Origin of the sequence: Achromobacter pulmonis, assembly GCF_002885955.2 — a bacterium.
In the GTDB taxonomy this organism is placed as follows: domain Bacteria; phylum Pseudomonadota; class Gammaproteobacteria; order Burkholderiales; family Burkholderiaceae_B; genus Achromobacter; species Achromobacter pulmonis_A.
On record NZ_POQS01000006.1, the window covers coordinates 421,935 to 448,589 of the forward strand.

Here is a 26,655-nt window from a genome sequence, read left to right on the forward strand (position 1 = left end):
AGCTACTCCTTGCGCCAGTTGCGGCGCGCCCGCGCTGCCGTCTCCAGCAGCGTCGACAAGGCCGCGCCGTCGCCCGCGGCGATGGCGTGCTCGGCCCGGTCCAGCACCGCGCGGACCTCGGCCAGCTCGGCCAGCATCGCGTCGCGGTTGGACAGGAAAATATCGCGCCACATCTCCGGCGAACCCGCCGCGATGCGCGTGAAATCGCGAAAGCCGCTGCCCGCCAGATCCAGGCGGGTGGCGGCGTCGGCGGCCGTGGCCACCTGGTTCATGTAGACCGCCGACAACAGGTGCGGCAGATGGCTGACCGAGGCCAGCAGCCTGTCGTGTGCATCGGCGTCCATGTCGATCACTTGCGAGCCGCAGGCCAGCCAGGCGCGGCGCACCAGATCGACGCTGGCCGCGGAATTCCCGGGCAGCGGCGTCAGGATGACGATGCGATCGCGATAGAGGTCGGCCTGCGCGGCTTCCGGTCCGGTGCGTTCGGCGCCGGCGATCGGATGGCCGGGCACGAACTGCGCGGCCCGCTCGCCCAGCGCGGCGCGCGCCGCGGCGGCCACCTCGGCCTTGGTGCTGCCGGCGTCGGTGAGCACGGCGCCGGCGCGCAGGTGCGCGCGCATGCGCGACAAGGCGTCGGCCAGGCCGCCCACCGGCGTGGCCAGCAGGATCAGGTCGGCGCGCGCGGCCGCCTCTTCGAGCGACACGACCTCGTCGATCAGGCCCAGTTCGCGCGCGCGCGCCAGCGACTGCGGATTGCGTCCCGCCCCCAGCACCACGCCGACCTGCCCGGCGCTGCGCAGCGCCGCGGCGAACGAACCGCCGATCAGGCCCACGCCGACGACGGCCAATACAGGAATCAGGGGGCCAGCGGCCCCCTGATCGGAAGACAGTGCAGCGTCGTTCATGCTGACAGGATGGCGCCCAGCGCGTCGATGAAACGCTGGTTCTCTTCGGGCAGGCCGATGGACACGCGCAGCCACTCGGGCAGGCCGTCTCCGGCCACCGGGCGCACGATCACGCCGCGCTTGAGCAGTTCGAGGTTGATGCGCGGCGCATCGCCCACGTGCACCAGCACGAAGTTGCCGTAGCTGGGCACGTAGCGCAGCTTCAGGGCCTCGAACGCGGCGCACAGCTGCGCCTTGCCGGCCTTGTTCAGGGAGTAGGCCTGCTGCAGATAGGCGGCGTCGCCCAGCGCGGCCACGGCGGCGGCCTGCGCCAGCGTGTTGACGTTGAACGGCTGGCGCACGCGGTTGAGCAGGTCGGTCAGGGCCGGCTGCGCCACCGCGAAGCCCACGCGCAGGCCGGCCAGGCCGTAGGCCTTGGAGAAGGTGCGCGAGACGATCAGGTTGGGATAGCCGCGCACCAGCTCGGTGCTGTCGAAACGGAACTCGGGATCGAGGTATTCGTTATAGGCCTCGTCCAGCACCACCGTGACGCGCTCGCCGTGGGCGGCGTGCACGCGTTCGAGGAAGGCCGCGACCTGCTCGCCCGGCACGAAGGTGCCGGTGGGGTTGTTCGGGTTGGCGATGAACACCAGGCGGGTGTCGTCGGCGATGGCGTCGAACATCGCGTCCAGGTCGTGGCCGTAGTCCCTGGCCGGCACCACGATGTGGCGCGCGCCGCGCGCCTGCGTGGCTAGGCGGTACACCGCGAACGAGTGCTGCGCGTACACGGCGGAAGCGCCCGGCTCCAGCAGCGCCAGCGCGGCGATTTCCAGGATGTCATTGGAGCCGTTGCCCAGCGTGATCCAGTTCATCGGCACGCCGTAGCGCTCGGCCAGCGCGGCCTTCAGGTCGAAGCCGTTGGGATCGGGGTAGCGCGCCAGCGATTCGGCCGCGGCCAGCATGGCCTCGCGCGCCGAGCCGGGCATGCCCAGCGGGTTTTCGTTGGACGCCAGCTTGACGATGCCAGCCGGATCCAGCCCGAACTCGCGGGCCAGTTCTTCGATGGGCTTGCCCGCCTGGTAGGGGGCGATGGCGCTGACGTGCGCCGGGGCGGCGAGGGGCTTGGATGCGGTGGTCATGTTGTGGAGGCTCACGACGCCGGGTAGGAACCCAGCACTTTCAGGTAGGCGACCTGCGCCTGCAGGGCGGCAAGCGCGCGTTCGACGTTCGGATCGTTGCGGTGGCCCAGCACGTCGACGTAGAAATAGTATTCCCACTGGCCGGTGCGGGCCGGACGCGATTCGAAACGCGTCATCGACACGCCGTTGGCCGCCAGCGGGGCCAGCATTTCGTAGACCGCGCCGGCGCGGTTGGGCACGGCCAGGATCAGGCTGGTCTTGTCGCGGCCGCTGACCAGCGGCTCGATATTGCCGATGGCCAGGAACCGGGTGCGGTTCTGCGGGTCGTCCTGGATGCCGGCGGCGGCGATCTTCAGGTTCCAGGCGGGCGCGGCCACCTCGCCCGCGATCGCGGCGATGGAGGGGTCGGACGCGGCCGCGCGCGCGGCCTCGGAATTGCTGGACGCGGCCACGCGGGGTACGCCGGGATAGTGGCGCGTCAGCCAGCCCTGGCACTGGGCCAGCGCCTGCGGATGCGCGGAAATGGTCTTGATGCCGTCCATACTGCCGGACTGCGACATCAGGCAATGGCGGATCACCAGCGAACGCTCGCCCAGGATCTTGAGCGGCGTGTTCAACAGCAGGTCCAGGCTGCGGTTGACGGCGCCTTCGGTGGAGTTCTCCACCGGCACCATGCCCACGTCGGCCTGGCCGGCCTCGACGGCGCGGAACACTTCATCGAAGGACGCGCACGGCAGCTGCTGCACGGCATGGCCGAAATGCTCCATCGCCGCCTGTTCGGAAAACGAGCCCTGCGGTCCCAGGAAGGCGACCGTCATGCCGCGTTCCAGGCCGCGGCAGGCCGAGATGATCTCGGTCCACACGGCCGCCACGCCCGCGTTCGGGAACGGGCCGGGGTTGGTCTGCTGCAGGCGCCGGATGACGTCGGCTTCGCGCTCGGGGCGCAGCACCGGGCCGTCGGCGTGCGCGGCGTGCTTGGCCTCGCCCACTTCGAGCGCGGCGCGCGCGCGCTGCGTCAGCAATTCGAGGATCTGCGCGTCCAGCGCGTCGATGCGTTGGCGCAGCGGGAGCAGCTTGCTTTGCAGTTCATCATCCATAGCGGCGCTCGAATTCCTTCAGATACTCGACCAGCGCCTGCACGGCGGCCAGGGGCACGGCGTTGTAGATGGAGGCGCGCATCCCGCCCACGCTCTTGTGGCCCTTCAGCTGCGTCAGGCCGGCGGCGTCCGCGCCTTGCAGGAAGGCCTCGTTGAGCGATTCGTCGCGCAGCACGAACGGCACGTTCATGCGCGAACGCACCGGCGCGTGTACAGGATTGCGGTAGAACGAGGTGCTGTCCAGGTAGCCGTACAGCAGGTCGGCCTTGGCCTTGTTGGCGGCTTCCATGCCGGCCACGCCGCCGTTGGCCTTGACCCACTTGAACACCAGGCCCGCGACGTAGATCGCGAAAGTGGGCGGCGTGTTGTAGCGCGAATGCTCGGCGGCCACGTTGGCGTAGTCGAACGCGGACGGACAGATCGGCAGGGCATGGCCGATCAGGTCGCGGCGCGCGATGACGACGGTCACGCCCGCCGGGCCGGCGTTCTTCTGCGCGCCCGCATACAGCAGGCCGCAGCGCGTCACGTCCATGGGACGCGACAGGAAATGCGAAGAGGCGTCCACCACCAGCGGCACGTCGGGCGCGCCCAGCGCGGCGGTGTCCGGCCAGTCCATGAATTCGACGCCGCCGATGGTCTCGTTGCTGCACAGGTGCAGATAGGCGGAATCCTTGCGCACCTGCCAGGTCTCGACCGGCGGCACCCAGGTCAGCGGGGCCTGCTCGCGGCCGTCGAGCTCGACGGCCTGCTCGCTGCTGGCCGCAAGCTGCGTGCTGCCGTAGCGGCCGGCTTCCTTGTAGGAACGCTTGGACCAGTGGCCCGTGACCACGAAGTCGGCCGCCGGCGTGCCGCGGCGCCCCATGAGGTTCATGGGCACGATGGCGTTTTCCCCGGAACCCCCGCCCTGCATGAACATGACGGCGTAGTCCGCCGGCAGTTGCAGCAGGTCGCGCAGGTCCGATTCGGCTTCATCGCAGATCTGCACGAAGTGCTTGCCGCGATGGCTCATTTCCATCACGGACATGCCGCTGCCGTGCCAGTCCAGCATTTCCGCAGCGGCTTGCTGCAGCACCACCTCGGGCAAGGCCGAGGGGCCTGCCGAGAAGTTCCAGGGGCGGGCCATTATTGCTCCGTAGGTTCGGTCGAATCCGTCGTGTCGGCTGCGCCGTTGCCGTCGCCGCCATCCGTGCCCTGGCCGTCCTCGTCGAGGTCGCCGTCATCGTCCGCGTCGCTTTCCACGACCCGGCGCACGCCCGACAGCGAGCTGCCGTCGTCGACGTTGATGAGGGTGACGCCCTGCGTGGCGCGGCCCATTTCACGGATTTCCGAGACGCGCGTGCGCACCAGCACGCCGCCGGTCGTGATCAGCATGATCTCGTCCGAAGGCATGACCAGCACCGCACCCACCACCTTGCCGTTGCGCGAGCTGGTCTGGATGGCGATCATGCCCTTGGTGCCGCGGCCGTGGCGCGTGTACTCGGTGATCGGGGTGCGCTTGCCGTAGCCGTTCTCGGTGGCGGTCAGCACGCTCTGGGTTTCGTCGCCCGCGACCAGCAGCGCGATCACGGTCTGGGTGTCTTCCAGCATCATGCCGCGCACGCCGCGGGCGTTGCGGCCCATCGGGCGCACGTCGTTCTCGTCGAAGCGCACGGCCTTGCCGGCGTCGGAGAACAGCATGACGTCGTGCTTGCCGTCGGTCAGGTCGGCGCCGATCAGGTAGTCGCCGTCGTCCAGGTCCACGGCGATGATGCCGGCCTTGCGCGGATTGGAGAAGTCCGACAGCGGCGTCTTCTTGACCGTGCCGCGCGAGGTCGCCATGAACACGTAGTGGTCTTCGCTGAATTCCTTGACCGGCAGCACCACCGTGATCTTCTCGCCGTCGGCCAGCGGGAACATGTTGACGATGGGCTTGCCGCGCGAATTGCGCGTGCCCTGCGGCACTTCCCAGACCTTCAGCCAGTACACCCGGCCGCGGTTGGAGAAGCACAGCAGGAAGTCGTGCGTGTTGGCGATGAAGAGCTGGTCGATCCAGTCGTTTTCCTTCATGGCCGTGGCCTGCTTGCCGCGTCCGCCGCGTTTTTGCGAGCGGTATTCGGACAGCGGCTGGCTCTTGATGTAGCCGCCGTGCGACAGGGTCACGACCATGTCGGTCGGCGTGATCAGGTCTTCGGTGTCGAGTTCGGTTGCGTTGAGCTCGATTTCCGAGCGGCGCGAGTCCTTGGCGCCGGTCGAGAACTCGGCCTTGATGGCCTGCAGTTCCTCGCCGATGATGGTGGTGATGCGCTCGGGGCGCGCCAGGATGTCGAGCAGGTCGGCGATGGTGGACATGATGTCCTTGTATTCGCCGACGATCTTGTCCTGCTCCAGCCCGGTCAGGCGCTGCAGGCGCATGTTCAGGATTTCCTGGGCCTGCGTATCGCTCAGGCGGTACAGGCCGTCGCCCTGCAGGCCGAATTCGGCGCCCAGGTCGTCCGGGCGGAAGGCCGCGCGGCCTCCCGGCGTGTCGCCGTCGGCGCGCGACAGCATCTCGCGCACCAGCGACGAATCCCAGGAACGCGCCATCAGTTCCTGGCGCGCGACCGGCGGGGTCGGCGCAGCCTTGATGATGGCGATGAAGTCGTCGATGTTGGCCAGCGCCACGGCCAGGCCTTCCAGCACGTGGCCGCGTTCGCGGGCCTTGCGCAGCTGGAACACCGTGCGGCGCGTGACCACTTCCCGGCGGTGCTGCAGGAAGTAGTCGATCATCTGCTTCAGGTTGAGCAGGCGCGGCTGGCCGTCGACCAGCGCCACCAGGTTCATCCCGAAGGTGTCCTGCAGCTGCGTGTTCTTGTAGAGGTTGTTCAGGACGACCTCGGGAACCTCGCCGCGCTTGAGCTCGATGACCAGGCGCATGCCGTCCTTGTCGGACTCGTCGCGGATGTCGGAGATGCCTTCGATCTTCTTGTCGTTGACCAGCTCGGCGATGCGCTCCTGCAGCGTCTTCTTGTTGACCTGGTAGGGAATCGCGTCGACCACGATGGCCTGGCGGTTGCCCTTCTCCATGTCCTCGAAGTGGGTCTTGGCGCGCATGACCACGCGGCCGCGGCCGGTGCGGTAGCCTTCGCGCACGCCCGACATGCCGTAGATGACGCCGCCGGTGGGGAAATCGGGCGCCGGGATGAGCTCCATGAGCTCGTCGACCGAACACGCCGGATTGCGCAGGCAGTACAGGCAGCCGTCGACCACTTCCTGCAGGTTGTGGGGCGGAATGTTGGTGGCCATGCCCACCGCGATGCCCGAACTGCCGTTGACCAGCAGGTTGGGCAGGCGCGACGGCAGCAGCAGCGGTTCCTGTTCGCTGCCGTCGTAGTTGGGGCCGAAGTCCACCGTTTCCTGGTCGATGTCGGCCAGCAGCTCGTGGGCGATCTTGGCCAGGCGGATTTCGGTGTAACGCATCGCCGCGGCGTTGTCGCCGTCGATCGAGCCGAAGTTGCCCTGGCCGTCCACCAGCATGTAGCGCATGGAGAAATCCTGCGCCATGCGGACGATGGTGTCGTAGACGGACTGGTCGCCGTGGGGGTGGTACTTACCGATGACGTCCCCGACGATACGCGCCGACTTCTTATAGGCGCGGTTCCAGTCGTTGTTCAGTTCGTGCATCGCGTAGAGCACGCGCCGGTGGACGGGCTTGAGGCCGTCCCGCACATCCGGTAGCGCCCGACCCACGATCACGCTCATCGCGTAATCGAGGTAACTGCGGCGCATCTCTTCTTCCAGCGATACCGGAAGCGTCTCCTTGGCAAAGGAATCCATATATATAACGACAGAATCGTGTAAGGAGGAACCCGGGCCGGGTAAACAGGAAATTCTATCATTCGATTCACCGAGCGGTCAGAAGGAGCGCCCCGGGACGCTCGCCGGCGGGCCCGGCCGGACGACATCCAGACCCGGCCGCCGGCGCGTCCGCCCGCGCCCTGCGGGCCTGTTGTCAAAAACCAACATGGAAAACCGATGGAGCGCCGAAAACGTCATATCCAGCGTCAATGCGCCTGTCCAGGGAAGCCAAAGCCCCCCAAATGCCTTAAGATTGTTTCCAGCACGCAGGAAACCCAGTAGCTATTCCTTTGAACCAGCTCTTGGCGTTGCTATACTGGCCCCGTTTTCCTGATATGCGGCGGGGGTTCGCTGCGAGTCACTTATCCAGCTTCAAGCTCAACGAGGAGAAACATGAACAAACCCTCCAAATTCGCTCTGGCGCTCGCCTTCGCCGCCGTCACGGCCTCGGGTGTAGCCTCGGCCCAGACCTATCCCGACACGGTGGACAACTGGCGCAATCCGTTCGGTGACGTTTGGAAGAACGGCACGAACGAACTGTGCTGGCGCGATGCGTTCTGGACCCCGGCCACCGGCATCCCCGGCTGCGACGGCGTTCCGGTTGCGCAACAGAAGCCGAAGCCCGCCCCGATGGCGGCCAAGGTCGTGTTCAACGCCGACACGTTCTTCGACTTCGACAAGTCGACCCTGAAGCCCGAAGGCCGCCAGCTGCTGGACCAAGTCGCCCAGCAAGCCAACGGCATCGACCTCGAAACCATCATCGCTGTGGGCCACACCGACTCGATCGGCACCGAAGCCTACAACCAGAAGCTGTCCGAGCGTCGTGCCGCTTCGGTCAAGAGCTACCTGGTCAGCAAGGGTATCGACCCCAACCGTATCTACACGGAAGGCAAGGGCGAGCTGAACCCGATCGCTTCCAACAAGACGAAGGAAGGCCGCGCCCAGAACCGTCGCGTTGAGATCGAAATCGTGGGTAGCCGCAAGTAATTGCCGGACTAGCTACAATAAAGGGGCCTCGCATAGCGAGGCCTTTTTTTCGTCGCCTGCGCACCCTTTTGGTGCAGTGGTGCGGCGCCCCTCCTCGCCAGGCGCGCAGGAGCCCCTCTATATATAGCGTCGCCTTACGCTGGACTGCCCATGACCACGCAAACCCACGACACCGCCCGCCCCGCCGTCAACGCCGACCAGGCCGAACTGGACAAGTTCGGCGCCCTGGCCAGCCGCTGGTGGGACCCTGAAAGCGAGTTCAAGCCGCTGCACGCCATCAATCCGCTGCGGCTCGAATGGATCCAGGAGTGCGCGGGCAGCCTGGCCGGCAAGACCGTGCTGGACGTGGGCTGCGGCGGCGGCATCCTGTCCGAGTCCATGGCCAAAAGCGGCGCGGCGGTCACCGGCATCGACCTGGCCGACAAATCCCTGAAGGTGGCGCGCCTGCACGGCCTGGAATCCGGCGTGCAAGTGGAATACCGCAAGGTCCCGGTCGAAGAGCTGGCGGCCGAACGGCCCGGCCACTACGACGTGGTCACCTGCATGGAAATGCTGGAACACGTGCCGGACCCGGCCTCCATCGTGCGCGCGTGCTCGACCCTGGTCAAACCGGGCGGCTGGGTGTTCTTCTCCACCCTGAACCGCAACCCCAAATCCTTCCTGTTCGCCATCGTGGGCGCGGAATACGTGCTGCGCCTGCTGCCGCGCGGCACCCACAGCTACGAGCAGTTCATCAAGCCCAGCGAGCTGTCGGCGGCGGCGCGCGGCGCCGGCCTGGAGCCGGTCGGCATGCGCGGCATGGAATACAACCCGATCACCCAGATCTACTCCCTGTCATCCGATACTTCGGTCAACTACCTGATGGCTACCCGCAAATGAGCGCCCTGATCCTGTTCGACTTCGACGGCACGCTGGCCGACACCGCCCCCGACCTCGCCGCCGCGGCCAACCGCCAACGCACCCGCAAGGGCCTGGAACCGATGGCCTACGAACTGCTGCGTCCGGTGGCCTCGCAGGGCGCGCGCGGCCTGCTGCGCGTGGCGCTGGGCCTCAAGCCCGGAGATCCCGACTACGAGCCCACCCGCCTGCAGTTCCTGGAAGACTACGCGGCCGGCTCCACCGTCCACAGCAAGCTGTTCCCCGGCATCGGCGAGCTGCTGGCCGATATCCGCCGCCGCGGCCTGTCCTGGGGCATCGTCACCAACAAGGTCACCTACCTGACTCTGCCCATCGTCGAACACCTGGACCTGACGCGCGACAGCGCCGTGCTGGTCTGCGGCGATACCACGGCGCACGCCAAGCCCCATCCCCTGCCGCTGCAGCACGCCGCGCGCGAGGCCGGCTTTGCCGTGGACCGCTGCGTCTACGTCGGCGACGACCTGCGCGACATCCAGGCCGCGCACGCCGCCGGCATGCCCGCCGTCGCCGCGGCCTATGGCTACGTCGGCGAAGACGACAACATCACGACCTGGGAAGCCGAGACCTGCGCCCACTCCCCCGCGGAGCTGTGGCCGGCCATCGAGCCCCTGCTGCCCAGCGACCTGCGCTAGAGCCGCCCGATGGGACGGGCCGCGCCCGTCCCGGTCCCGGCGCCGGTCAGGCGAATTAGTCTGATAGACGGAATAATCTTTCCGCGATCGCCATCTTTATCCTGATAGCCCGGTCACTTAAAGTGTGACCCATGCACGGCATCAGGGTCTACCCGAAGCCTTCGCCGCAATCTCCGCCGCGGCGGCGCCCTCCCTTCACCATCGCCTGTCCGCGCGCCGCGGTGCGTCGCGCCCGAGAACGCCCATGCTATTGCCCATCCTGCTGCTTTCCGCCGCCGGCTTCACCATCCTGACGACGGAATTCCTGATCGTCGGACTGCTGCCGGGACTGGCCCGCGACCTGGACGTCACCGTGTCCCAGGCCGGCCTGCTGGTCTCGCTGTTCGCCTTCACCGTGGCCGCGACCGGGCCGCTGCTGACCGCGCTCATGGCCAACATCGAGCGCAAGCGGCTGTTCATCGGCGTGCTGCTGCTTTTCGGCCTGTCCAACGCGCTGGCGGCGGTCGCCCCCAACATCTGGGTCATGGCCGTCGCCCGCTTCGTCCCGGCGCTGGCCCTGCCCGTGTTCTGGTCCCTGGCCAGCGCCACGGCGGTCGAGCTGGTCGGCCCGGCCCGCGCCGGCCGCGCCATTTCCACGGTGGCCTTCGGCATCGTGGCCGCCACGGTGTTCGGCATTCCCATCGGCGTGCTCATCTCCGACGCCTTCGGCTGGCGCGCCGCCTTCGCCGTGCTGTCGGCCGTCGCCTTCGCCAAGGCCGTGCTGCTGCTTTTCGCCTTCCCCAGCATCCGGGTGCACGGCGACGGCGTCCGGCTCATTACGCAGCTGCGCATCCTGCGCCGCCCCATCGTGGTCGGCCACGTGCTGCTTTCGCTGCTGGTCTTCACCGGCATGTTCACCGCCTACACCTACCTGGCCGATATGTTGGAGCGGCTGGCCGGTTTCAACGGCCAGATCGTGGGCTGGACCATGATGGCGTTCGGCGCGGTCGGCCTGGTCGGCAACACCCTGGGCGGCCGCCTGGTAGACCGCAGCCCGCTGGGCGCCACCGCCCTCTTCTCCAGCCTGATGGCCGCCGGCCTGGCCGCGCTGGCGCCGGTCATGGCCTCGCACGGCCTGCTGGCCGTGGCGCTGGGCGTCTGGGGCATCGCGCAGGCGGCGCTCTTCATCGTGTGCCACGTGCGGCTGATGAAATCCGCCCCCGAAGCGCCGGCGTTTGCCGCGTCCCTGAATATCTCGGGCGCCAACATCGGCATCGGCCTGGGCGCCGTGGTCGGCGGCCACGTCATCGACCAGTACGGCCTGGGCGCCCTGGGCTGGGCCGCCGCCGCCATCGTCGGCCTTTCGGTCGGTCTGGCTTTGCTGCTGATGGCCGCCTCCCGCGCCCGCCCGGCGGCCAAGGCCGCCTGCCCGAACCCGGCCTGACCGGCGCTGTCTCCCCCGGGCCACGCCTGCACGGGAAACCGTGCAGGCTATGGGATTTCCCAGTACAATAGGTCTTACTTGGGGCCGATCCGGATTCGACGTGGGTCGCGAAACAACTCAGGGCATGCCGAGCACCAGTTCGCTCGTTAATCCACTGGAACACTACAAACGCCAACGACGAGCGTTTCGCTCTCGCCGCTTAAGCGGTGAGCCGCTGCACTGATCTGTCCTTGGGTCAGGCGGAGGAAGGCAACTTCCTAGGGGGGCAACCCTCGAACCGCAGCAGCGACATTCACAAGGAATCGGTTTGAACTGGGGTCACACGGTTCAAATTTAAATTACGTGAATCGCTCTGGTCCGGCCTGTCGGTTGGCTAAGTCCAGGGTTAAAACTAAATAGATCGACTACGCATGTAGAACTGGTTGCGGAGGGCTTGCGGACGGGGGTTCAATTCCCCCCGGCTCCACCAAATTCCGCTTTATTATCAAGCACTTAGAAAAGGCCAACTCAAAAAGTTGGCCTTTTTTTTGGGCTGTTTTGGGCTGCGTGGTCAGCTTTTTGGTCAGCATTTATTCGGGCTTTGCGCTGTATGTCCATCCAGCCTTCCGCAGGCCCGAATGCCGGAAAGTTCGCCCTGGGCTTCCTTGCTTCTATACTGGTTCTCCGCTGGTCAGGAGTGCGCTATGTGCGGTCGCATTGTCCAGAAGTCAGGCCCTATGGATTACGTCGAGCGCCTGTTCCCCAACCTGCGCCGGATCTTTGCCGATTCCGCAGGACCGCGCTACAACATCCCGCCAGGCACAAGGCCGCTGACCATGCACCGCTTCGCCGGCGACTTTGAGCTGGAGCGCCTACACTGGGGCTGGCGCCCGCACAATTCGAAGTACTTCATGTCAAGCGCGCGGCTGGACAAGATCCTCGCCGGCGCCTGGCCCTGGAAGATGCTCACCGCGCGCGGCCGCATCCTGGTGCCGGCGGACTGCTGGTATGAATGGAAGCCCCTGGCCGATGGGCCGAAGCCGCCCAAGCAGCCCTACTACATCCACGCGACCGACAATGCACCGCTGTTCTTCGCAGCCCTTAGTAACTGGCGCCCCGGCGCCGACAAAGACGAAGCCCACGGCTTTGCACTCGTCACCAATGACTCCCTGGGCGGCATGATCGACGTTCACGACCGGCGGCCGGTAGCGCTACCGGCCGACCTCGCCATCCACTGGGTGGACCCGGAGTTTCCCACCGCCCAGGCGCTTGCGCTGCTGGAGCATGGCCTACCGGAAACGGCGTTCACCTGGCACCCGGTGCGCAAAGAAGTGGGCAATTCCAAATACCAGCTCGCCGACGCAATCGACCCCATTTAAAGCGGAATATACTGGATATACAACCAGTGTTTTCCGCTATGCCGTTCAAAGAGCCCCTGACCGCCGACCAGCTACGCGCAATCCGAGAGCGCCAGCCCTGGAACCCAGATGTAATGGCACTGCTCTGGGAAGTGAAGCGCTTGCGCGCGGCCTTGCTGCGCCTACACCAAGTGTCATTCGAACTGAAACGCCCCACCGGCTTGATGGGAGGCATCTACGATGACTTGATCCAGCAGTTGGCGACAGAGCCATGCGTGAAAGAAAAGGACCAGCTTGTGCAGGAACTGCTAGAGCCTGCCTCCAAAGTACGCAAGGGAATGGCGCCGCGCTAACGGCACCACGCGCGCGTCGGCGCACGATGGGCAACGGCTAGTGGATACGCTCCATGCGCCAGTCTGTTGTGATGCCGTTCCCGGTCATCCCGACTCGATACTCGTAAGTAGCTCCCGCCTGGACGTTGACCTCTTGGTACTGTATTGGCTCGGTGACGTTGTTTGTCTGGAGCCCCAGCCTCCTAGCCCCGGGCGCAACATGCAGATCTAGCACACGATTTGCATCGACGTTGGCAACATGGCGCCCGTCCACATAGATGAGCACGGAAATTCCCGAACCAAAAACACCGCGGTCCCTGATGATCCGAATGGTGCCCTTGTCCGCGCTCTCATTTAGCAGGGCGGGGTCAAGCACAGAAGAGGCCTTGGCCCGTGGAGCCGTCTTTACGTCGGCTGGCGTTGAGGCGCATCCCGACATGGCCGCCAGCAGCAAAATCGCGACTTGCTTACGCATCTACTTTCCCTCTTCTATAGATCTGCGCGCCAACTATACCCCACGCCCTAGGGGTCGCAGAGCGCGCGCCAGGTTTCATTCCCTTCCAGCACTTGGCGCCGCACCGGCCCCGGGGTCTGGTCCACTTGCGCGGCAGAATCGAAGTAGACCGGCCGCGCGTGGTCGCAGTACTCAACGCCGACCCTGGCGGGGGCCGCGCACCCAGTCAGACTTAAGCCTATCAGCAACAGCATCATCATCCCGGCGGGCCACGCTCTCCTGCACATTTCGCACCTCCTGGCGAGCCTGCGCCGCCTGTTCGTTGATCTGGTCCTGCCTCTCCTGTCGCTCTTCCTGGCGCCCTGTGGCGCGCCCCCGGTAGAAGACGCTGGCCAGCGCGGCCAGCGCCAAGCCGGCCAGCAGAAGCCAGCCTTTGAATCGTTCAAGCCACGACAGCATTTCCACCTCCCACCTCTGCGACTGCCTGGGCGTATAGCCCGCCCCAGGTCTGCGGGTGAGGCTTCCCGGGCCGCCATGTACGGATGTACATGTCCCACGCCCCCCGCACGTCGCCCACGGCGGGCAGGCGCCAGGCGTCCGTCCACATGAGCAGGCGCGCGAAGACTGCCGCCAGCACGTCGTCAGTCTCCAGCGCCGGATGAACAGCAGCTGCGACCGGCTCCACGCCATGCAGGCCGCAGATCCTATACGCGTGTTCGCGGCTGGCCGGATGGGTCAGTACCCCTCGCACGCCGCCCCCACGTTCGAACTGCCATAGCCCCCGGGCCGGACCGTTGCCCAGCTGCCGCCGATGCAGAAAGCGACTTTCTTGCAGACCGATGGCCAGCAACTGGACACGCGCCGCAGGCGTGTCCATCTTGATCGGCAGAAGCGCCAGGGCGGGATTGATCGCCGTCTGTATGATCGTTTGGAGAACCACGATCAGCCCTCCCCGCCGGACCTGCGCCAAGGCAGGCGCGCCAGCACCTCGTCAAGCCACGGCAGCACCCCCTGCTCGCGCATGCGCGACATCCAGCGCATATATGCGCCGAGAACCCACCAAGCCGGGAGGCCGGCAAGCAGCATGCACGGCCCCAACACGTAAAACATCGCCAGCAGGCTATCCTCGCCCGTTCCGCTGCGCTGGGCCATCCAGTGGGCGGCGTCGATCAGCGACGGCCGCCAAGAGATAACCGCAATCGCAAGCATCGGCCCGAACACGAAGGAACTGACCACCGTACAAACAGTTCGGCCGATGAATTCCCGCGGCGAACGCGGCGGCATGACGAGCATGCCAATGATCGCGGCCAGCGCCGCCGGCACCCCGAAGGCCAAGGCGAGTTTTACGGCCGCCCAGCCGCCGAATCCGGTGGAACTCGGTTCCATTGAAACGCTCCTTTGGGTTCGCATTTCTGCCCTCCCGTATGTGTGGACGAAAAAAAACCCGCTTTAGGCGGGTGGGTTACTGTCAGGTTGCTTGGGATATCGGCGCTTCACCTCCAGGCATTTGTCGACCCATTCGCAAACCTCGGTCGGAAGCTCGGCGCCCTGCTGGCGCAAGTGGTTCGCCAGCTTCATGATGGCGTCGACCTGATCCCCGATCTTCGGGTACTCGCGTTCGCGGCGCTTGTCATACTCCATATCAAAGCTCAGGACTTGCATAAACTCCTCGAAAAGTCTTGTACGGGTGTTTCTCCACTGAGATGTGCAGGACCTTGCCGGGCGGGGCCTCCAACTTGATAGTGGAATCCGTCACGGCGTAGTAGGCACCATTCACGCATAGAGCTGCATCCAGCGGAACCCCGCTAAGGATTCCGCCGGCCAGCTCAATCCCCATATCAGGGCGCTCCACAAACGTCATGGCGATTGGATCAACCATGAAGTCCTGGGCCTCCATCGGGCCGCTAATACCGATGAACGGCACGCCGTCCTTTTGGTATCCCCGCGCCACCATGAAGCCCTGGCAGTTGACCCAACCGGTCATCAGGAGCGTATCCGGATCGAAGTAGCCGACGTATCCGGATTTGGTCCTGAATGGGTGCCCGAGATGCACGTCTTCGTAGTTCTTGTAGTTGACGCCTTCAAAGCTCATGTTTACCTCTGGAATCCAAGAAGCGCAGCGGAAACGCTGTACGTGGCCGTTCCGTTAGCTGGCCGGTACACGTCCATGAATAGCGTGTAAGCGCCAGGACCGACCGGTCCGTATACATATGAAAACCCATCAACGATGGTATTCATGTCCCCGCCGTTAGGATTCTTCCAGCCGGATGGGGTCGCATTCAGGATGAGCGGGTTTCCGTTGATACTGGCAATCAAAGTGGGGAACCTGCCGAGGGGAGATCCAGGTTGACCCCATGCACCACCAGCCGTTTTCGCCTGGATGAAAACTAGCAGCGTCCCGCCATAGGGGAGATACAGCGGCACGTTTCCGATTGGAACCTGCTGGTTTCCAGACGACCCAAACTCGGTATTCCACCCTCCCGAAGCTCCGCCCACCACCGAGCCGTTGGCAATGCGCAGTGTGTCAACCTGCGCAACGCCAATCTTAGCCGTCGAGATAACGGCATCAACAAGGTGCGCATTGCCGATCATCGCATTGGCAATATGCCCGCTCCAGATCTGCGCGTTCCCGATCTTGGCGCCGGTGATCTGCCCGTCCCCAATCTTGGCCGTGGTGATCGATGCGTTCCGGATGAATGCATCGTTGATGAACGTCTGTCCGTTGACCACCGAGAAAGGCGACGACAGGGTGCCGTTCACCGAAGTGAGCAGCACCAGCTGGTCCGCGACCATGGTGATGTACGAATCCACCGTACCGCCGTTGCCATCGGACTGGATGCCCACGCCGATGCCGGCCAGGTACTTGCGGCCGGCATTGTTGGCCTGAACGCGAACCGTCCAATTACTGGAAACCCGGCCATCCAACGTCGCGAGGGTATTGGCCTGCGTTGCAACGGAGGTTTCCACCGTTCCTACGCGAGACGTTACCGTATCGATCCGCTGGCCCAGCGCCGTATCCGCGTTGACGCGCGCGGTCTGCTCGGTGCGAATGTCCGCGGCGTTGCTGGCCTCGGACACGGACTGCAGCTGCATACGCGTGGCGAACAGCCCCATGTTGGTGACGCGGAAGTCACCGCCCTGCGGCCCGTAGATGAACCGATACCGGAACCTGAACGATGCCGCCGCGCCCGGCGCCGTAAAGGTCGCAGACCAGGGCCAGACACCTTGCGCGGACAGGTCTGCTGTCGCCAGAATGGGATCGGAAACCTGATCGCCGTTTGCGTCGAAAAACTGGCATCGAACTTGAACGACGCCCACAGAATCGTTGTTGTTGAGCGCGATCTTGCCGCTGAACGTGTACGTTTTCCCTCCCTCAATGGGTTGCCCAGCAAACACGCCAGGATTCTCCGACGCATCGCGCCGGGTTATGAGGTCGCCAACGAAAGCATTTGCCGCGCCGCCGCTCGCGGTGATCGAGGCAACGAAGGGATATCCGTTGCCGTCATTCTGGTTGTTGAGCGGCAGCGTCCGTTTGCTGAACCTGTTGGCAAGCGACCCAGACCAGTGAATCTGAGGCGCATCCCAATACGGGTCGCGAATCAGGTTCTCACCGTTGGCCTGCACGTTGTACTCGGCCTTGAGCTGCGTGATGCGCTGGGCCTGCGCATCGACGGCCGAGGTACGCGCCTGCGCCTCGGACTTGACGGCCGCATCCAGCCGCGCATCCTCGGCTTCGGTGGCGGTGCGCAGCGTGTCAACAGTCTGCGCCAGGGCACCATCAGCATCGGCCCGCGCACGTGCCTCCTGCTGGAGAAGAGCATGCGATAGCGGAGCGCCGTAACGTCCAACCGCTACGAAGTCGATATCAAAAGGTCCGTTTTGAGAATCCCGCGTATCGCCAATGACAATACGCGAAATATTCGTCGCGGTAGGCACACCACCCGGAAACTCGTTCAAATCGAAATCTACGATCTGCCAATCGGTACTTTCACTATTGATCGGCACATTTAAGAATTGAGTCCCGGGCGACGCGGCGTTGTTGATGGCAACGTAGCAAATCAAATGCTGCCGAACGCTTTTATTTCGAAACCGAATTCGAACCCGAATAATGTTATTCAGTTTCCCGTCGAATCTCTCCGAAATAGGCAAATAGCCACTGTCGGCGCGTCCGAGTAGCGACGGAGCATTGGGTTTCTGCGTATTTCGAATGTAGTACGGACTTTCGCCAACCCAGGTCAGATCGTTACCGGGATTCGTTCCGTAAGGGACCCATCCTTCAGTGCTGGTGTCGAAGTTCCATGCGCGCTCGGTATCGAAGCTTTCCAGCTGCCCGGCCTCCATCCGGGTAATGCGTTGGGAAAGCGCGGCGTCCTCAGTCGCGCGCGCCTGCTCCTCCTGGGCAATGCGCGCCGTATTCTGACCGACTGCCGTGTTGGTCTGGTTGATGCGCAGCGTTAGAGCGTCATCGGCGCTGACCCTTGCCTGCTCTTCTGCACGAATCGCGGCCGTGTTCTGGCCGACAGTCGTGGACATGGAATTGCTCTGCTGAGCCAGGCCGTCGGTGGTGGTCTTTAGCGAGGAAATCTCGCTAGCATTCCCGTTAACATCCGTTCGCAGCGTGTTGATCTGCGTGGCCTGGTTCGCCTGGGTCTGCTGAATGGCGGTGATACTGCTCGCCTGTTCGCCTTGGGTGGATTCCAGGGAGCTGGTGCGGCTAGCCAGGTCAGCGGTGGTGGTCTCCAGATTCTGGATCCTGCTGGCATCCTGCCCCTGCTTGGTTTCCAAGCTGGTCATGCGCAGTGCCTGACTCTCCTGTATGTCCTCGATCGTTTCGATCTTGGACGCCTGATCGCCTTGATTTGCCTCCAGAGTGGTGATCCGCTGGGCTTGGCCCGCTTGGGTGGTTTGCAGCGTACTGATGCTGCTCTCCTGCCCGTCCACCTTTGTGCTGAGCGTATCGAAGCGGCTGGCCATGTCGGCCGTCACGGTTTGCAGCGTGCTGATGGCGCTCTGCATATCGCCTTGCTGCACAACCACGTTTTGCAAGGTCCGAGCCGTATCAGCCGTCACGGTTTCCAGGCTGTGGATCTTGCTCGCCTGCTCCCCCTGTTCGGACTCGATGGTAGCCATGCGCGTGGCGTGGCCAGCCTGGACCTGCTGCACGTCCGTAATGGCGGCGGCCTGCTCGCCCTGCACGACCTCCAGTTGGCTGATCTTCTGGACATTGCCGGCCGTCACAACCTCCACGGCGGCCATGCGTCCGGTCAGGTCGCCCACAGCTTCGGCGAGAGAGTCGTAGTTGCCGATCTTGTCCCAGTATCCGGTGTCGCCAGGCGCCACCCCAGGCGGCACTTCCTGCTTGGCGCGGTATAGGCCACCCTGCCAGGAAACAACGACCCCTGCGGGGTATGCCTTGCCGTCCTCCCAGGCCGGAGTGCCGACCAGGCTTGCAACCTCCGCTTGCAATGCGTCGACCCGAGCGCCCAACGCGGCTGCGTTAGCGTCAGCCTGCAGCTTGCGTTCAGTCGCTTCAGCGCTGATTGCCGCAGCGTTCGCCTGATCGCCCTGTGAACGCGCAACGGCCTCAAGCCGCAGCTCCTCGGTCAGGTCGATCAGCTTGCGGGCCTGCTCGCTCATTGTCTGGCCTTGAGTGGTCAGTTCGGCATCTATCTCCGCGATGGACTGATTGAGGTTTTCAATGTCGGCCAGCAGCTGGCGTCCGACTTCCGACGACAGCACTTCGTCCTTGATAGCCTCCAGGTACTCGGTGGGATCGGTGATCGTGATCCCGTGAACGCCGTCGCCAGAAATGGGGAAAAAGTCGCCCTTTTCGCCGAGCGAATCCACCAAGCGCCCCCAAAACCAAAATTCAGTTCCGGCCTTGAGGCCCGGCAGCTCCAGTTGCGAAGTCGGAAACGAGACCTCCGATAGCAGCGTGGCTTGCGAGAAGTCCGGCGCCGGCGACCAGTAGATTTCGGTCCGACGCAGCGGGCTAATGGTTTCCGGGAACCCCCATTCCAACCCGATTCCATAAAGGCGGGACGCCGTGCGCAGATACGCCAGGACTGGCGGCGGCTCCAGCGTACCTTGCAGTGCAGTGAACTCGGAAACACCCCAGCCAGAATGCACGTCGAGCGCGCTGATGGCCTGAACGCGAGCCTGGTACGTGCCGGCACGGATTCCCGGAACCTCCGCGGACTCCAACGACGTATCCGGCAAAGCGATCCAATCCGAGTTATCCCGACGCCACTGGACAGCATAGGCGCGGGCGTCCTTCGACCCATCCCACTCGATACGCATGGTATGGGACGCCGCCCCCTGATCGACACTGGTGTTGCTCACCAGGCGAACGTTGGCGGGAACGGCCATTTCTCTGCCGGGAATTACGGTAGTCGGCAGCGGGTCCAGCTTCGTTCCGTAGTCCACTGCTTCATGCTTGCCCACGGCCTCTTGCTGCGCCGTAATCTCGACCTCCATCGGGCCGATATGCGACACGCTCACCACACGAAATGGCGCGGGCTTCAGATCGTCCGCGGATACGCTCCAACCCGCCTCAGCCTGGGGCATCTCACTGAACTGGGAGGTTTGCACCCGCACCAGATTTTCGAGGAACTCCACGCCTACCACAGATTGCGACTCGCACATCCCGCTGGGCATGTTGATCGTCAACACGTCGCCAGGCTTGACGCGGGCGCGCCTATCCAAAACCACCAACGTGCGGGACTCAGCCGCGGCCAGCCGTCCGCCGATCATGGCGCCGGCCAAGACGTTATCGGCAATCTCGATGACAGACCCCGGAAGAACGACCGCGTAGTCCATAGCCACGCGGAACTTCACGGCATTTGTCTGTTCCTGCGAAGTCAGCAGGGTCCATGCGCCGAGACGATGCGCCTGTCCACGGCTAACGCACATGAAGGCCGTCATGCTCGATTCGATAACGCCGTACCGTGCCAGCCCCTTATGGTTCTCCACCGGCTCGACCTTCTGCCGGCCGAAGTCATCCATGTTGCTGTAGGACACCTGCGCCACGGTGTACCGCGTGCTCCGACGACTTCCCGCGTACTGGAACTTACCGCGAATGTTCGCCCGGCTGTAGGTGTACACGGGCTGGGCGGGCATGTCCGCAGTGACAACAACCGTACCGTTCGCTGCGAATGCGGCGCCACGGAACACAGTTGCCAGATCCTGCAGAAGCTTTGCCGCGTCCTCTCGCGAGGCGATTTGCCCCACGGCGCGAAATCGGGGTTCCATCCCGCCCAAGCCATCCGGCACCAGTTCATCGCAGTAGCGAGCGATGGTGTACAGGCGCCAGCGGTCGACCATGCCCAGTTTGATCTGCTGTCCGAGCCCGAAAATGTCGGACACGATAATGTCGAGCAAGACCCAGGCGGGATTCGAAGACACTGCCAGTTTAAAACTGCCGTCCCACGTTCCCGAGTACGTGCGCGTGGCCGGGTTGTAATTGCTCGGAACTCGGATAATCCGCCCCTTCGCCCGCACCGCCCGCGTGGGAACGCTGGAAAAGAGCTCCGCCGGAATCTTGTAGCCGACAAGTGCAATGTTCGGATAGCGCATGCGCTGATCCGTGACCGTGCCGTAGGTGTCCACAAACAGGCTGCTGGCGATATGCGAGCCAGTGGAATCAGGCGACGTACGGCGAACACGGATAGACCACGGGCCAGAGCGCAGCGGCAGATTGATACGGTGCGTTCGCGTATAGCGCGCCGTGGTTTTGCCGCGCATCGAAGCCGTCAACACGGTTTCCCACTGGCCACCCGAGACCTGCAGATCGATGGCATAGTCGATGTAGTAGCCGTTCAGGTCGCCGTTCTTGGTATTTTGCTCGGTCAGGCGGTCGGTGGCGAGCGTGATACGCACCGCATCGTGCTCGCTTCCCGTGATGAGCTGGGTCCAGGGAGAGCCCATCTTGACCTGGTAGCCGACCGCATAGGTCGCTTCCGCGCCGGGAAAACCAGGAATAGGGTCTTGCGTCTGGGTACCGGTGCGGAAATGCACTTCCACGCCGGGCCAGTTGATCGTTCCGTCCTCGTTCTGTATGGGCGTGCCATTGAGGAAGAAGTCACGCATGGCCATCTCTTCGGGGCTGTACAAGCCGCCGGTCGGACCAACGTTGATCGCGTCAAGGATCTGCGCAAACTGTGTGCTGTGCAGGCTATCCGGGGCTTCCTTGGCCACTCGGCCGCCACCGCCCCCTTTTCCGCCGAACCCAATGATGTCTGGCCGGCGTTCAAGCGTCTCGGTCATTACTGCGTATCCTCGGAATAAATGCCTTTCGACAGCTCAACGCTGCCAGCCCAGAAGTAACCGTCATAATCGGAATAGCCGACTGGAAACGGGTTGCCCTGGGCTACCGTGTTGACTGGACCGTTGAAGGCGTACGAAGCCTTGTTATTCGGCGGGTCGCCTCCGGAAAGGCCGCCGGGAACGGGCGACAGCGCTTGGGCGAATCCTCCGAGCATCATTGCCGCGCCAGTCCACGCGGCCGCGCCAACAATGCCGCTCGCGGAGAACGCTGCAGCGAACCCACCCGCCGAAACAACCGCCGCGGCGATCATGACTGCACCAAGAACGATCTGGAACAAGCCGCCACGCTTGCTACCCTTGATGATTGCCGCAACCCTGATTGGCTCCTCGGGATCAAGCCATTCCTGCAACCTTTCCGGACCAAGCCGGCGCGTGCCATGTAAGCAAGCGAATTCGCGCTTCTCGGCAGCAGCGCGAGTCATATACGCCTTGAAGCCCGGAATGAGCTCGCCCAAGGCGCAGATGACTTCCCCTACGCTGGTGACAACTAAGCGATGCTCACGCCCGAACAGCCGGCCCAGCTCGCCGTACAGGCGCACGATTCGAATGGGCTCGTCGTCGAGCACCATGTTTTCCGTAGCGTCCATTGCTATTTCTCCAGCGACTGGTGCCGGGCGATAGCCACGGTGCAGTGCTTGTACATGCCGCCATACATGGTCCTTTCGGACGGGCGGCCATAGAGGTGATGAATCATTGCCTCGCTCATCGGATGGAGCGCCGGCCCCTCCTCCAGCTGCTCGACCCCGAGGTACAGGGCAGCGTGATTGGCGACATCAGCGCCGATCTGCATCAGAATCATGTCGCCCGTCTGCAGCGGCTCATCCTCGGCCAACACTCGCCAGCCATCGGAGGCGAGGTTGTCCATGTAGAGGTTCTGTCCTTTTTCCCACCATAGGTCGTCGCGCTTGTGGTTGGGGAGCTCGACGCCGCGGCATCGCCCGAACCAATCACGGATAATGGCGTAGCAGTCCAATACGCCGTGAACGAATGGCCGGCCCATCAACGGAATGGGCTTTCCGGTGGGCGCGATGCCAAAGACGTTGCCCGCCTTCGGCACGCCCTCGTCGTCCTTGTAGACCGCCACGATGTACCAGGGGACGTCCTCTTGATTGCAGTAGGCTCTGTCAGCGTCGGTGGCAGCATCCGGCCCCTCGGGGTGGGAATGCACCACTGCCAGCACGCGGCCGGCTTCCTCGGCGCGGATCAAGTCCTCGGCGGCGATGACGAAGTACTCTTCCGGCCGGTCCGCCCGATTAAGAAGCGGCCAGTACTCGTCACGCCCCTCGGCATCCTGCACGATGAGGCCACAAGCCTCTTTCGGATACTCCTGCTCGGCGTGGACCTTAACGGCCCGGATCGTTTCCTTAGAAATCATGCACGTAACCTGTCCGCTGCTGGCGCGGCGAGAATGTTGATGCACTGATCCGGGAAGCCGGCTTGACGCAGCCTGCAGGACGAGAGGCGGCCCGCGCAGCGGTCCTTGGCGGGATCAGTGGTGGGGTTGTCGTCCTCGTCAAACATGGCGGCCCCGGTGTATCCGCAGTACGGACCGCGATAGCCCCCCTTTCGCAGCCACGCGCAAACGCTCACCATTACGACCAGGTCGGGGATCTTCTGGCCGCCGGTGTCCAGCACGCTACCCAGCTCGAAGCTGACAACCTCATCATCTGAACTGAGCCGTGCCTCGATCCGCCACCGCTGCGGGGGAAACTGCTGCGTCGGATCAGCGTCAGGGTTTCCATCCGGGAAATTGACAGCATCCAGGTACTTTCCAAGCGTCCGCCGCATAATGACAGGCGCTCCAACCATGTCTTGAAACTGGATACACAGCGCCGAAACCAAACCGGGAACCGGATCGCCGTTCACGTCGCTGCCGATGTTAGAAACAGTCAGGGTGGGCTGCGGCTGCACACCTTCTGACCGTTGTTCAATGCCCTCGATAGCAATCGGCCAGGCGGTGTACTCTTGCCCGTCGAAAACGATGTTTCCGACCTGCATGTACCCGTGGAAAAGCAAGCGCTCGCCACCAAACTCTGTCAGGTCGATCTCGTAGAGATCTACCTGATCGCCGATATCGAGCCGCTGCACGTCGGCGTAAATTCCCATCTACATGCGCTCCTGAAAGTAGGAGATGTATTCGATTTCTGCGGGCATATCACGCTCCAGGAGGGAGCTGGCCGGCGTACTTGAATTCACCGGATACGGTCCACATCGGACCACCTTGCGGGTTCGACTCCCACACAACGCAGCGCCACAACCGGCGTTCGCCAGTGAATGGATCGCGCCAGATAAACCGGCGGCCCATGTTGCGCTCAAGGAACCTATGCACCTCCAGCACCTCGGCCTTGGAGCCGGGCACTACGAAGGGCCAGGAGGTACGAAGCGCCTGCATGCGCGGTCCGTTGACCGCGACTGCTTCATACCCATCATTGAATTGCGCCGTGAGGAGCGATGGGACGTACCTTGCTGCGGTGCGGTCCGTAACCCGCCACGTAAAGGTTTCAAACGACACGCTCACCTCCCTTGCATCGCGCGCGACGAGTTGTAGGAAATGCCCCCTTGTCGCCACGACTTCGCGATCTGGTCGCGGACCGTCGCAGCAATGGCTTCACCCAGAGCCTTGCCGACCTGCTCATTGCTTGAAACATTGGATTCCTGACCATCTCGCGAAACCGTGACGCTCACGTTGATAATCGGCGGCGCCGCAGCCGTACTTCCCAGTTCTCCTGCGCCCGCTTTGAGAGGCGTGACATAGCCCCCGTTTTTGCCACTCATCAGGTAGGTGTTCCCCCCCTCCGAATACAACTCGGGGCCGAGTTCGTTCACGCGGTACAGCGAATTGGCCGCCGTAGGACCTCCGGACGCTCGCGCGCCAGCAATCGAAGTCCAGCCGGAAGCCGTCATCCCTTCGGTGCTGCCTACCGCGGGCATGCCGCTACCCTGGTAGCTCGCGCCTGCTGAGACCCCAGCGGACGTGGCGGCGCCAGCGAGAGAGCCGACGATGCTGCCGACCATGCCTACAATCGCCTGACGCGCCGCAATTCGCGCCAAGTCTGCGATTACGGAGGTCGCGAAATCCTTGAAGGAGAGCTTTCCCGTCGTCGCGAAGCGGACAATCGCATCCTCCATGCCCTGGAAGGCATTGGAGAACAAGATCTTCGTCTGCCCGGCCACGTTCGCGGCAGAGTCCAGATAGTTGGCCAGCGCTGAAGTTGCGCCATTCTTCCAGTTGCCCTGCGCCTCCCGGACCTGGTCGAAATACTGCTGCTGCATCGACAGACGCAGATTCAGGTGTTCCTGCAAGAGCGCCGTCTGGCTCTGATAGGCCTCTGGCGTCATCTGCCCTGACGCCATCGACCGGTCGAACTGCGCCTGCTGGCGCTGGTAGTCCCGCAAGATCGCCTGGCGTGCGCGAAGCTCCTCCTGCGCGCGGTCGCCCAGGCCCACACCAGCTATCTGGTCGGCATACTGTTGCTGCTCCAGATCTCGCGTGGAGGCCAAGCTGACACGCAGCGCGTCGACCTTGGCGGTTTCCTGCCTCGTGCGCAGTTCCCTTTCTGCCGCAACGTTCAGGTCAAGCTGGCGGCGCAGCAGGTCTTCCTGCGCCAGTAGGCTCTTCTGGTCGGCCGTCAGGACCTTCTTGGCCTTCAGGTCCGCGATCTGCTGTTCGAACTCCGCGCGCTTCTGCCCCCAGGTGGTCAGCTTGCCTTCGCTGGTGATCTGAGCCTGAAGAGAGGCCTCCGCCTCGCGATACTGCTGCAAGAGCTTGGTTGCGGCATCGTCCGTGTGAACCTTCTTTGTGCCCCTATCCGCAAACTGTCGCTCGATGGCAGCACGCGCCGCCTTGATGTCGGAAGCGGCCAGCGTCGTACCGTCTTTCTGCGCCTTGACGATGCGGTCGTCTAGGTCTTTCAGTGCCTTGCTGCGCTGCTCTGCCTTTGACGCGCCCTCTTCAATCAGCTTGGAGATTTCCTGCCGCGCCTGGATCGCATCACGGTTGATCTTGAGCTGTTCCGCCTGCGCTTTCGCCGCGTCTTCGGCCTCCTTCTTCTGAGACTTCAGCGAATCAACGAGGGTCTGGGCATTTCGCAGACCCGCCTTCTCCTTGTCGCTGATCGATGCCCCTCCCTCAGCAGCGATTCGGATGATCTCGGCCCGTTGACGAACCTCGCGTTCTGCGCTCCTGATCTTTTCATCGACCGACTCTTCCCGGCCGATGTCCAACATCTTGCCCCAAGCCCACGACGCAGCTGCACCCAGCTTGTTCCAAGCCGATTCAAGCGATCCCAGGTTCTCCTTTTGCGCGGATGTGCGCCCAGTGAGCTCCACCGCCGCCTGCCGGGCGACCAGTTCCACCGCCTCCTGCGCTCGCCCCTGCTCCTTCAAAGCCAGAACCTGCGCGTATACGGAGCCGGTCAATATTCCGTAGCGCTCGTTCAGGTCAACAACCGCCGCCACGGGGTCCTTTCCGAGCTTTGCGAAAATCTCGACTGTGCCCTCAATCTCCGCGCCAGCCGCGCGCTGCATTTCAGCGGCGATGAGAGCCACGTCCGCCAGAGCGGTACCGGAAAGCTTCCCGGAGGCCGCCACGGCGTTCAGGGCTTGAACTGCGCGCGAATGACTTCCGGTAATCTGGCCCAGGCCGTGCGCCATCGCGACGAGATTGCTCGCCGTTACGCCCGCGGCATTGCCGGTCAGAATTAGTGACTCACGGAAGTTCTCCGCTTCGGAAGAACCTTTTACCCAAGCCACAGCCACCGCTGCGGCCGCCCCAGCCGCCAGGGTGTACGGATTGATGAGGGCCAACAGCGCCCCGCCCAGCGCCCGCGCCGCCGGCACGATGCCGCCGAACATGTCCTTCAACTGCCCGCCCTGCTGAAGCAACACGGTCAGCGGTTGCTGCCCGCCCTGCAACGAAACCACGATGTCAGTGATTTGGGCCGGGACTCCCCTAAGCGCGGCCGCCTGCTGCGCAGCGCTAATCCCATATTGGTTCAGCTGCTTCGTGGCGTTGGCCGCCGCCGCGCCCGCGCCCGCCAGCTTGGCCTTCAGTTCGTCCAGAAGCGAAGTCGGCACACCACGGAGGGCAGCGTTGTAAAGGATCTGCTCCTTTCGGGTCATGCTGATGGTGTTGGCCTGGTTCACCAGGGCGTCAACACGGCGGCGCTCCGCAGCCGTCAGCTTCGCATAGTCGGCCTGCGCGGCCTGAGACATGTCGCTGGTTCGGCGCTTGGCCGACGTAATCGCGGCGTCAAACTGCGAGGTGTCGACAACGATGTCTAGCCGCGCAGTGCCAATGCTTTCCTGTGCCATG

General features: G+C 64.0%; 23 protein-coding genes and 1 other RNA gene. 7 read left to right on the forward strand and 17 right to left on the reverse strand.

Features of this window, described 5'->3' with window-relative positions:
* Nucleotides 1-2: 2 nt before the first annotated feature.
* Genes C1I89_RS23690 through gyrA form a run of 5 tightly spaced genes read right to left on the reverse strand, consistent with a single transcriptional unit; the run spans nucleotide 3 to nucleotide 6,912 of the window.
* Nucleotides 3-905 carry a prephenate dehydrogenase gene (locus C1I89_RS23690; protein WP_102774889.1) on the reverse strand — a complete coding sequence of 301 codons (903 nt, stop codon included), beginning with the start codon at nucleotides 903-905 and terminating at the stop codon, nucleotides 3-5.
* Nucleotides 902-2,023: a histidinol-phosphate transaminase gene (hisC, locus tag C1I89_RS23695; protein WP_102774959.1), complete on the reverse strand. Its 1,122-nt coding sequence runs from the start codon at nucleotides 2,021-2,023 to the stop codon at nucleotides 902-904. The genes C1I89_RS23690 and hisC overlap by 4 nt, the downstream gene beginning before the upstream one ends.
* 11 nt (nucleotides 2,024-2,034) lie before the next feature.
* Nucleotides 2,035-3,120: a prephenate dehydratase gene (gene pheA, locus C1I89_RS23700; protein WP_102774890.1), complete on the reverse strand. Its 1,086-nt coding sequence runs from the start codon at nucleotides 3,118-3,120 to the stop codon at nucleotides 2,035-2,037.
* Nucleotides 3,113-4,243 carry a 3-phosphoserine/phosphohydroxythreonine transaminase gene (serC, locus tag C1I89_RS23705; protein WP_168202252.1) on the reverse strand — a complete coding sequence of 377 codons (1,131 nt, stop codon included), beginning with the start codon at nucleotides 4,241-4,243 and terminating at the stop codon, nucleotides 3,113-3,115. The genes pheA and serC overlap by 8 nt, the downstream gene beginning before the upstream one ends.
* The gene (gene gyrA / locus C1I89_RS23710; protein ID WP_102774892.1) at nucleotides 4,243-6,912 is read right to left on the reverse strand and encodes a DNA gyrase subunit A; all 2,670 of its coding nucleotides are present in this window, start codon (nucleotides 6,910-6,912) and stop codon (nucleotides 4,243-4,245) included. The genes serC and gyrA overlap by 1 nt, the downstream gene beginning before the upstream one ends.
* 414 nt (nucleotides 6,913-7,326) lie before the next feature.
* On the opposite strand from gyrA, the gene ompA reads away from it, so the two are divergent.
* The 7 genes from ompA (at nucleotide 7,327) to C1I89_RS23745 (ending at nucleotide 12,583) form a co-directional block, all read left to right on the forward strand.
* Entirely contained in the window at nucleotides 7,327-7,920 is a 594-nt protein-coding gene (ompA, locus tag C1I89_RS23715; protein ID WP_102774893.1) for an outer membrane protein OmpA, read from the forward strand.
* A gap of 150 nt (nucleotides 7,921-8,070) precedes the next feature.
* The gene (gene ubiG, locus C1I89_RS23720; protein WP_102774894.1) at nucleotides 8,071-8,799 is read left to right on the forward strand and encodes a bifunctional 2-polyprenyl-6-hydroxyphenol methylase/3-demethylubiquinol 3-O-methyltransferase UbiG; all 729 of its coding nucleotides are present in this window, start codon (nucleotides 8,071-8,073) and stop codon (nucleotides 8,797-8,799) included.
* Nucleotides 8,796-9,470: an HAD-IA family hydrolase gene (locus tag C1I89_RS23725; RefSeq protein ID WP_102774895.1), complete on the forward strand. Its 675-nt coding sequence runs from the start codon at nucleotides 8,796-8,798 to the stop codon at nucleotides 9,468-9,470. The genes ubiG and C1I89_RS23725 overlap by 4 nt, the downstream gene beginning before the upstream one ends.
* A 244-nt stretch (nucleotides 9,471-9,714) precedes the next feature.
* Nucleotides 9,715-10,893, forward strand: coding sequence for an MFS transporter (locus C1I89_RS23730; protein WP_102774896.1), 1,179 nt, complete (start codon nucleotides 9,715-9,717; stop codon nucleotides 10,891-10,893).
* 80 nt (nucleotides 10,894-10,973) lie between these two features.
* Nucleotides 10,974-11,362: a transfer-messenger RNA gene (gene ssrA, locus C1I89_RS23735) on the forward strand.
* A gap of 214 nt (nucleotides 11,363-11,576) precedes the next feature.
* Nucleotides 11,577-12,251 carry an SOS response-associated peptidase gene (locus C1I89_RS23740; protein WP_102774897.1) on the forward strand — a complete coding sequence of 225 codons (675 nt, stop codon included), beginning with the start codon at nucleotides 11,577-11,579 and terminating at the stop codon, nucleotides 12,249-12,251.
* A gap of 38 nt (nucleotides 12,252-12,289) precedes the next feature.
* Nucleotides 12,290-12,583 carry a hypothetical protein gene (locus C1I89_RS23745; RefSeq protein ID WP_102774898.1) on the forward strand — a complete coding sequence of 98 codons (294 nt, stop codon included), beginning with the start codon at nucleotides 12,290-12,292 and terminating at the stop codon, nucleotides 12,581-12,583.
* Between the two features lie 37 nt (nucleotides 12,584-12,620).
* On the opposite strand, the gene C1I89_RS23750 is transcribed toward C1I89_RS23745, so the two are convergent.
* The 12 genes from C1I89_RS23750 to C1I89_RS23805 all read right to left on the reverse strand — a co-directional run bounded on the left by C1I89_RS23750 (nucleotide 12,621) and on the right by C1I89_RS23805 (nucleotide 26,654).
* Complete coding sequence (locus C1I89_RS23750; RefSeq protein ID WP_102774899.1) at nucleotides 12,621-13,037, reverse strand: hypothetical protein; 417 nt, start codon at nucleotides 13,035-13,037, stop codon at nucleotides 12,621-12,623.
* Between the two features lie 171 nt (nucleotides 13,038-13,208).
* Entirely contained in the window at nucleotides 13,209-13,475 is a 267-nt protein-coding gene (locus tag C1I89_RS23755; RefSeq protein WP_102774900.1) for a hypothetical protein, read from the reverse strand.
* Nucleotides 13,459-13,956 (reverse strand): hypothetical protein, encoded by a 498-nt coding sequence (locus C1I89_RS23760; protein ID WP_102774960.1) that lies wholly within the window; start codon nucleotides 13,954-13,956, stop codon nucleotides 13,459-13,461. Before C1I89_RS23760 ends, C1I89_RS23755 begins: the two co-directional genes overlap by 17 nt.
* Before the next feature lie 2 nt (nucleotides 13,957-13,958).
* Nucleotides 13,959-14,402, reverse strand: a complete 444-nt coding sequence (locus C1I89_RS23765) for a hypothetical protein (protein WP_181391037.1) — start codon at nucleotides 14,400-14,402, stop codon at nucleotides 13,959-13,961.
* Between the two features lie 63 nt (nucleotides 14,403-14,465).
* Entirely contained in the window at nucleotides 14,466-14,678 is a 213-nt protein-coding gene (locus C1I89_RS23770) for a hypothetical protein (RefSeq protein ID WP_146196938.1), read from the reverse strand.
* The gene (locus tag C1I89_RS23775; protein ID WP_102774903.1) at nucleotides 14,659-15,108 is read right to left on the reverse strand and encodes a hypothetical protein; all 450 of its coding nucleotides are present in this window, start codon (nucleotides 15,106-15,108) and stop codon (nucleotides 14,659-14,661) included. The genes C1I89_RS23770 and C1I89_RS23775 overlap by 20 nt, the downstream gene beginning before the upstream one ends.
* 2 nt (nucleotides 15,109-15,110) lie before the next feature.
* Nucleotides 15,111-21,281, reverse strand: a complete 6,171-nt coding sequence (gene gpJ / locus C1I89_RS23780; protein WP_102774904.1) for a TipJ family phage tail tip protein — start codon at nucleotides 21,279-21,281, stop codon at nucleotides 15,111-15,113.
* Complete coding sequence (locus tag C1I89_RS23785) at nucleotides 21,281-21,928, reverse strand: tail assembly protein (protein ID WP_102774905.1); 648 nt, start codon at nucleotides 21,926-21,928, stop codon at nucleotides 21,281-21,283. The genes gpJ and C1I89_RS23785 overlap by 1 nt, the downstream gene beginning before the upstream one ends.
* 2 nt (nucleotides 21,929-21,930) lie before the next feature.
* Nucleotides 21,931-22,716, reverse strand: coding sequence for a C40 family peptidase (locus tag C1I89_RS23790; protein WP_102774906.1), 786 nt, complete (start codon nucleotides 22,714-22,716; stop codon nucleotides 21,931-21,933).
* Nucleotides 22,713-23,447, reverse strand: coding sequence for a phage minor tail protein L (locus C1I89_RS23795; RefSeq protein ID WP_102774907.1), 735 nt, complete (start codon nucleotides 23,445-23,447; stop codon nucleotides 22,713-22,715). Before C1I89_RS23795 ends, C1I89_RS23790 begins: the two co-directional genes overlap by 4 nt.
* A gap of 49 nt (nucleotides 23,448-23,496) precedes the next feature.
* Nucleotides 23,497-23,853, reverse strand: coding sequence for a phage tail protein (locus C1I89_RS23800; protein ID WP_181391038.1), 357 nt, complete (start codon nucleotides 23,851-23,853; stop codon nucleotides 23,497-23,499).
* 2 nt (nucleotides 23,854-23,855) lie between these two features.
* A complete protein-coding gene (locus tag C1I89_RS23805; RefSeq protein ID WP_102774909.1) occupies nucleotides 23,856-26,654 on the reverse strand; it encodes a phage tail tape measure protein in 2,799 nt (932 codons plus the stop codon).
* Nucleotide 26,655: the final 1 nt, after the last annotated feature.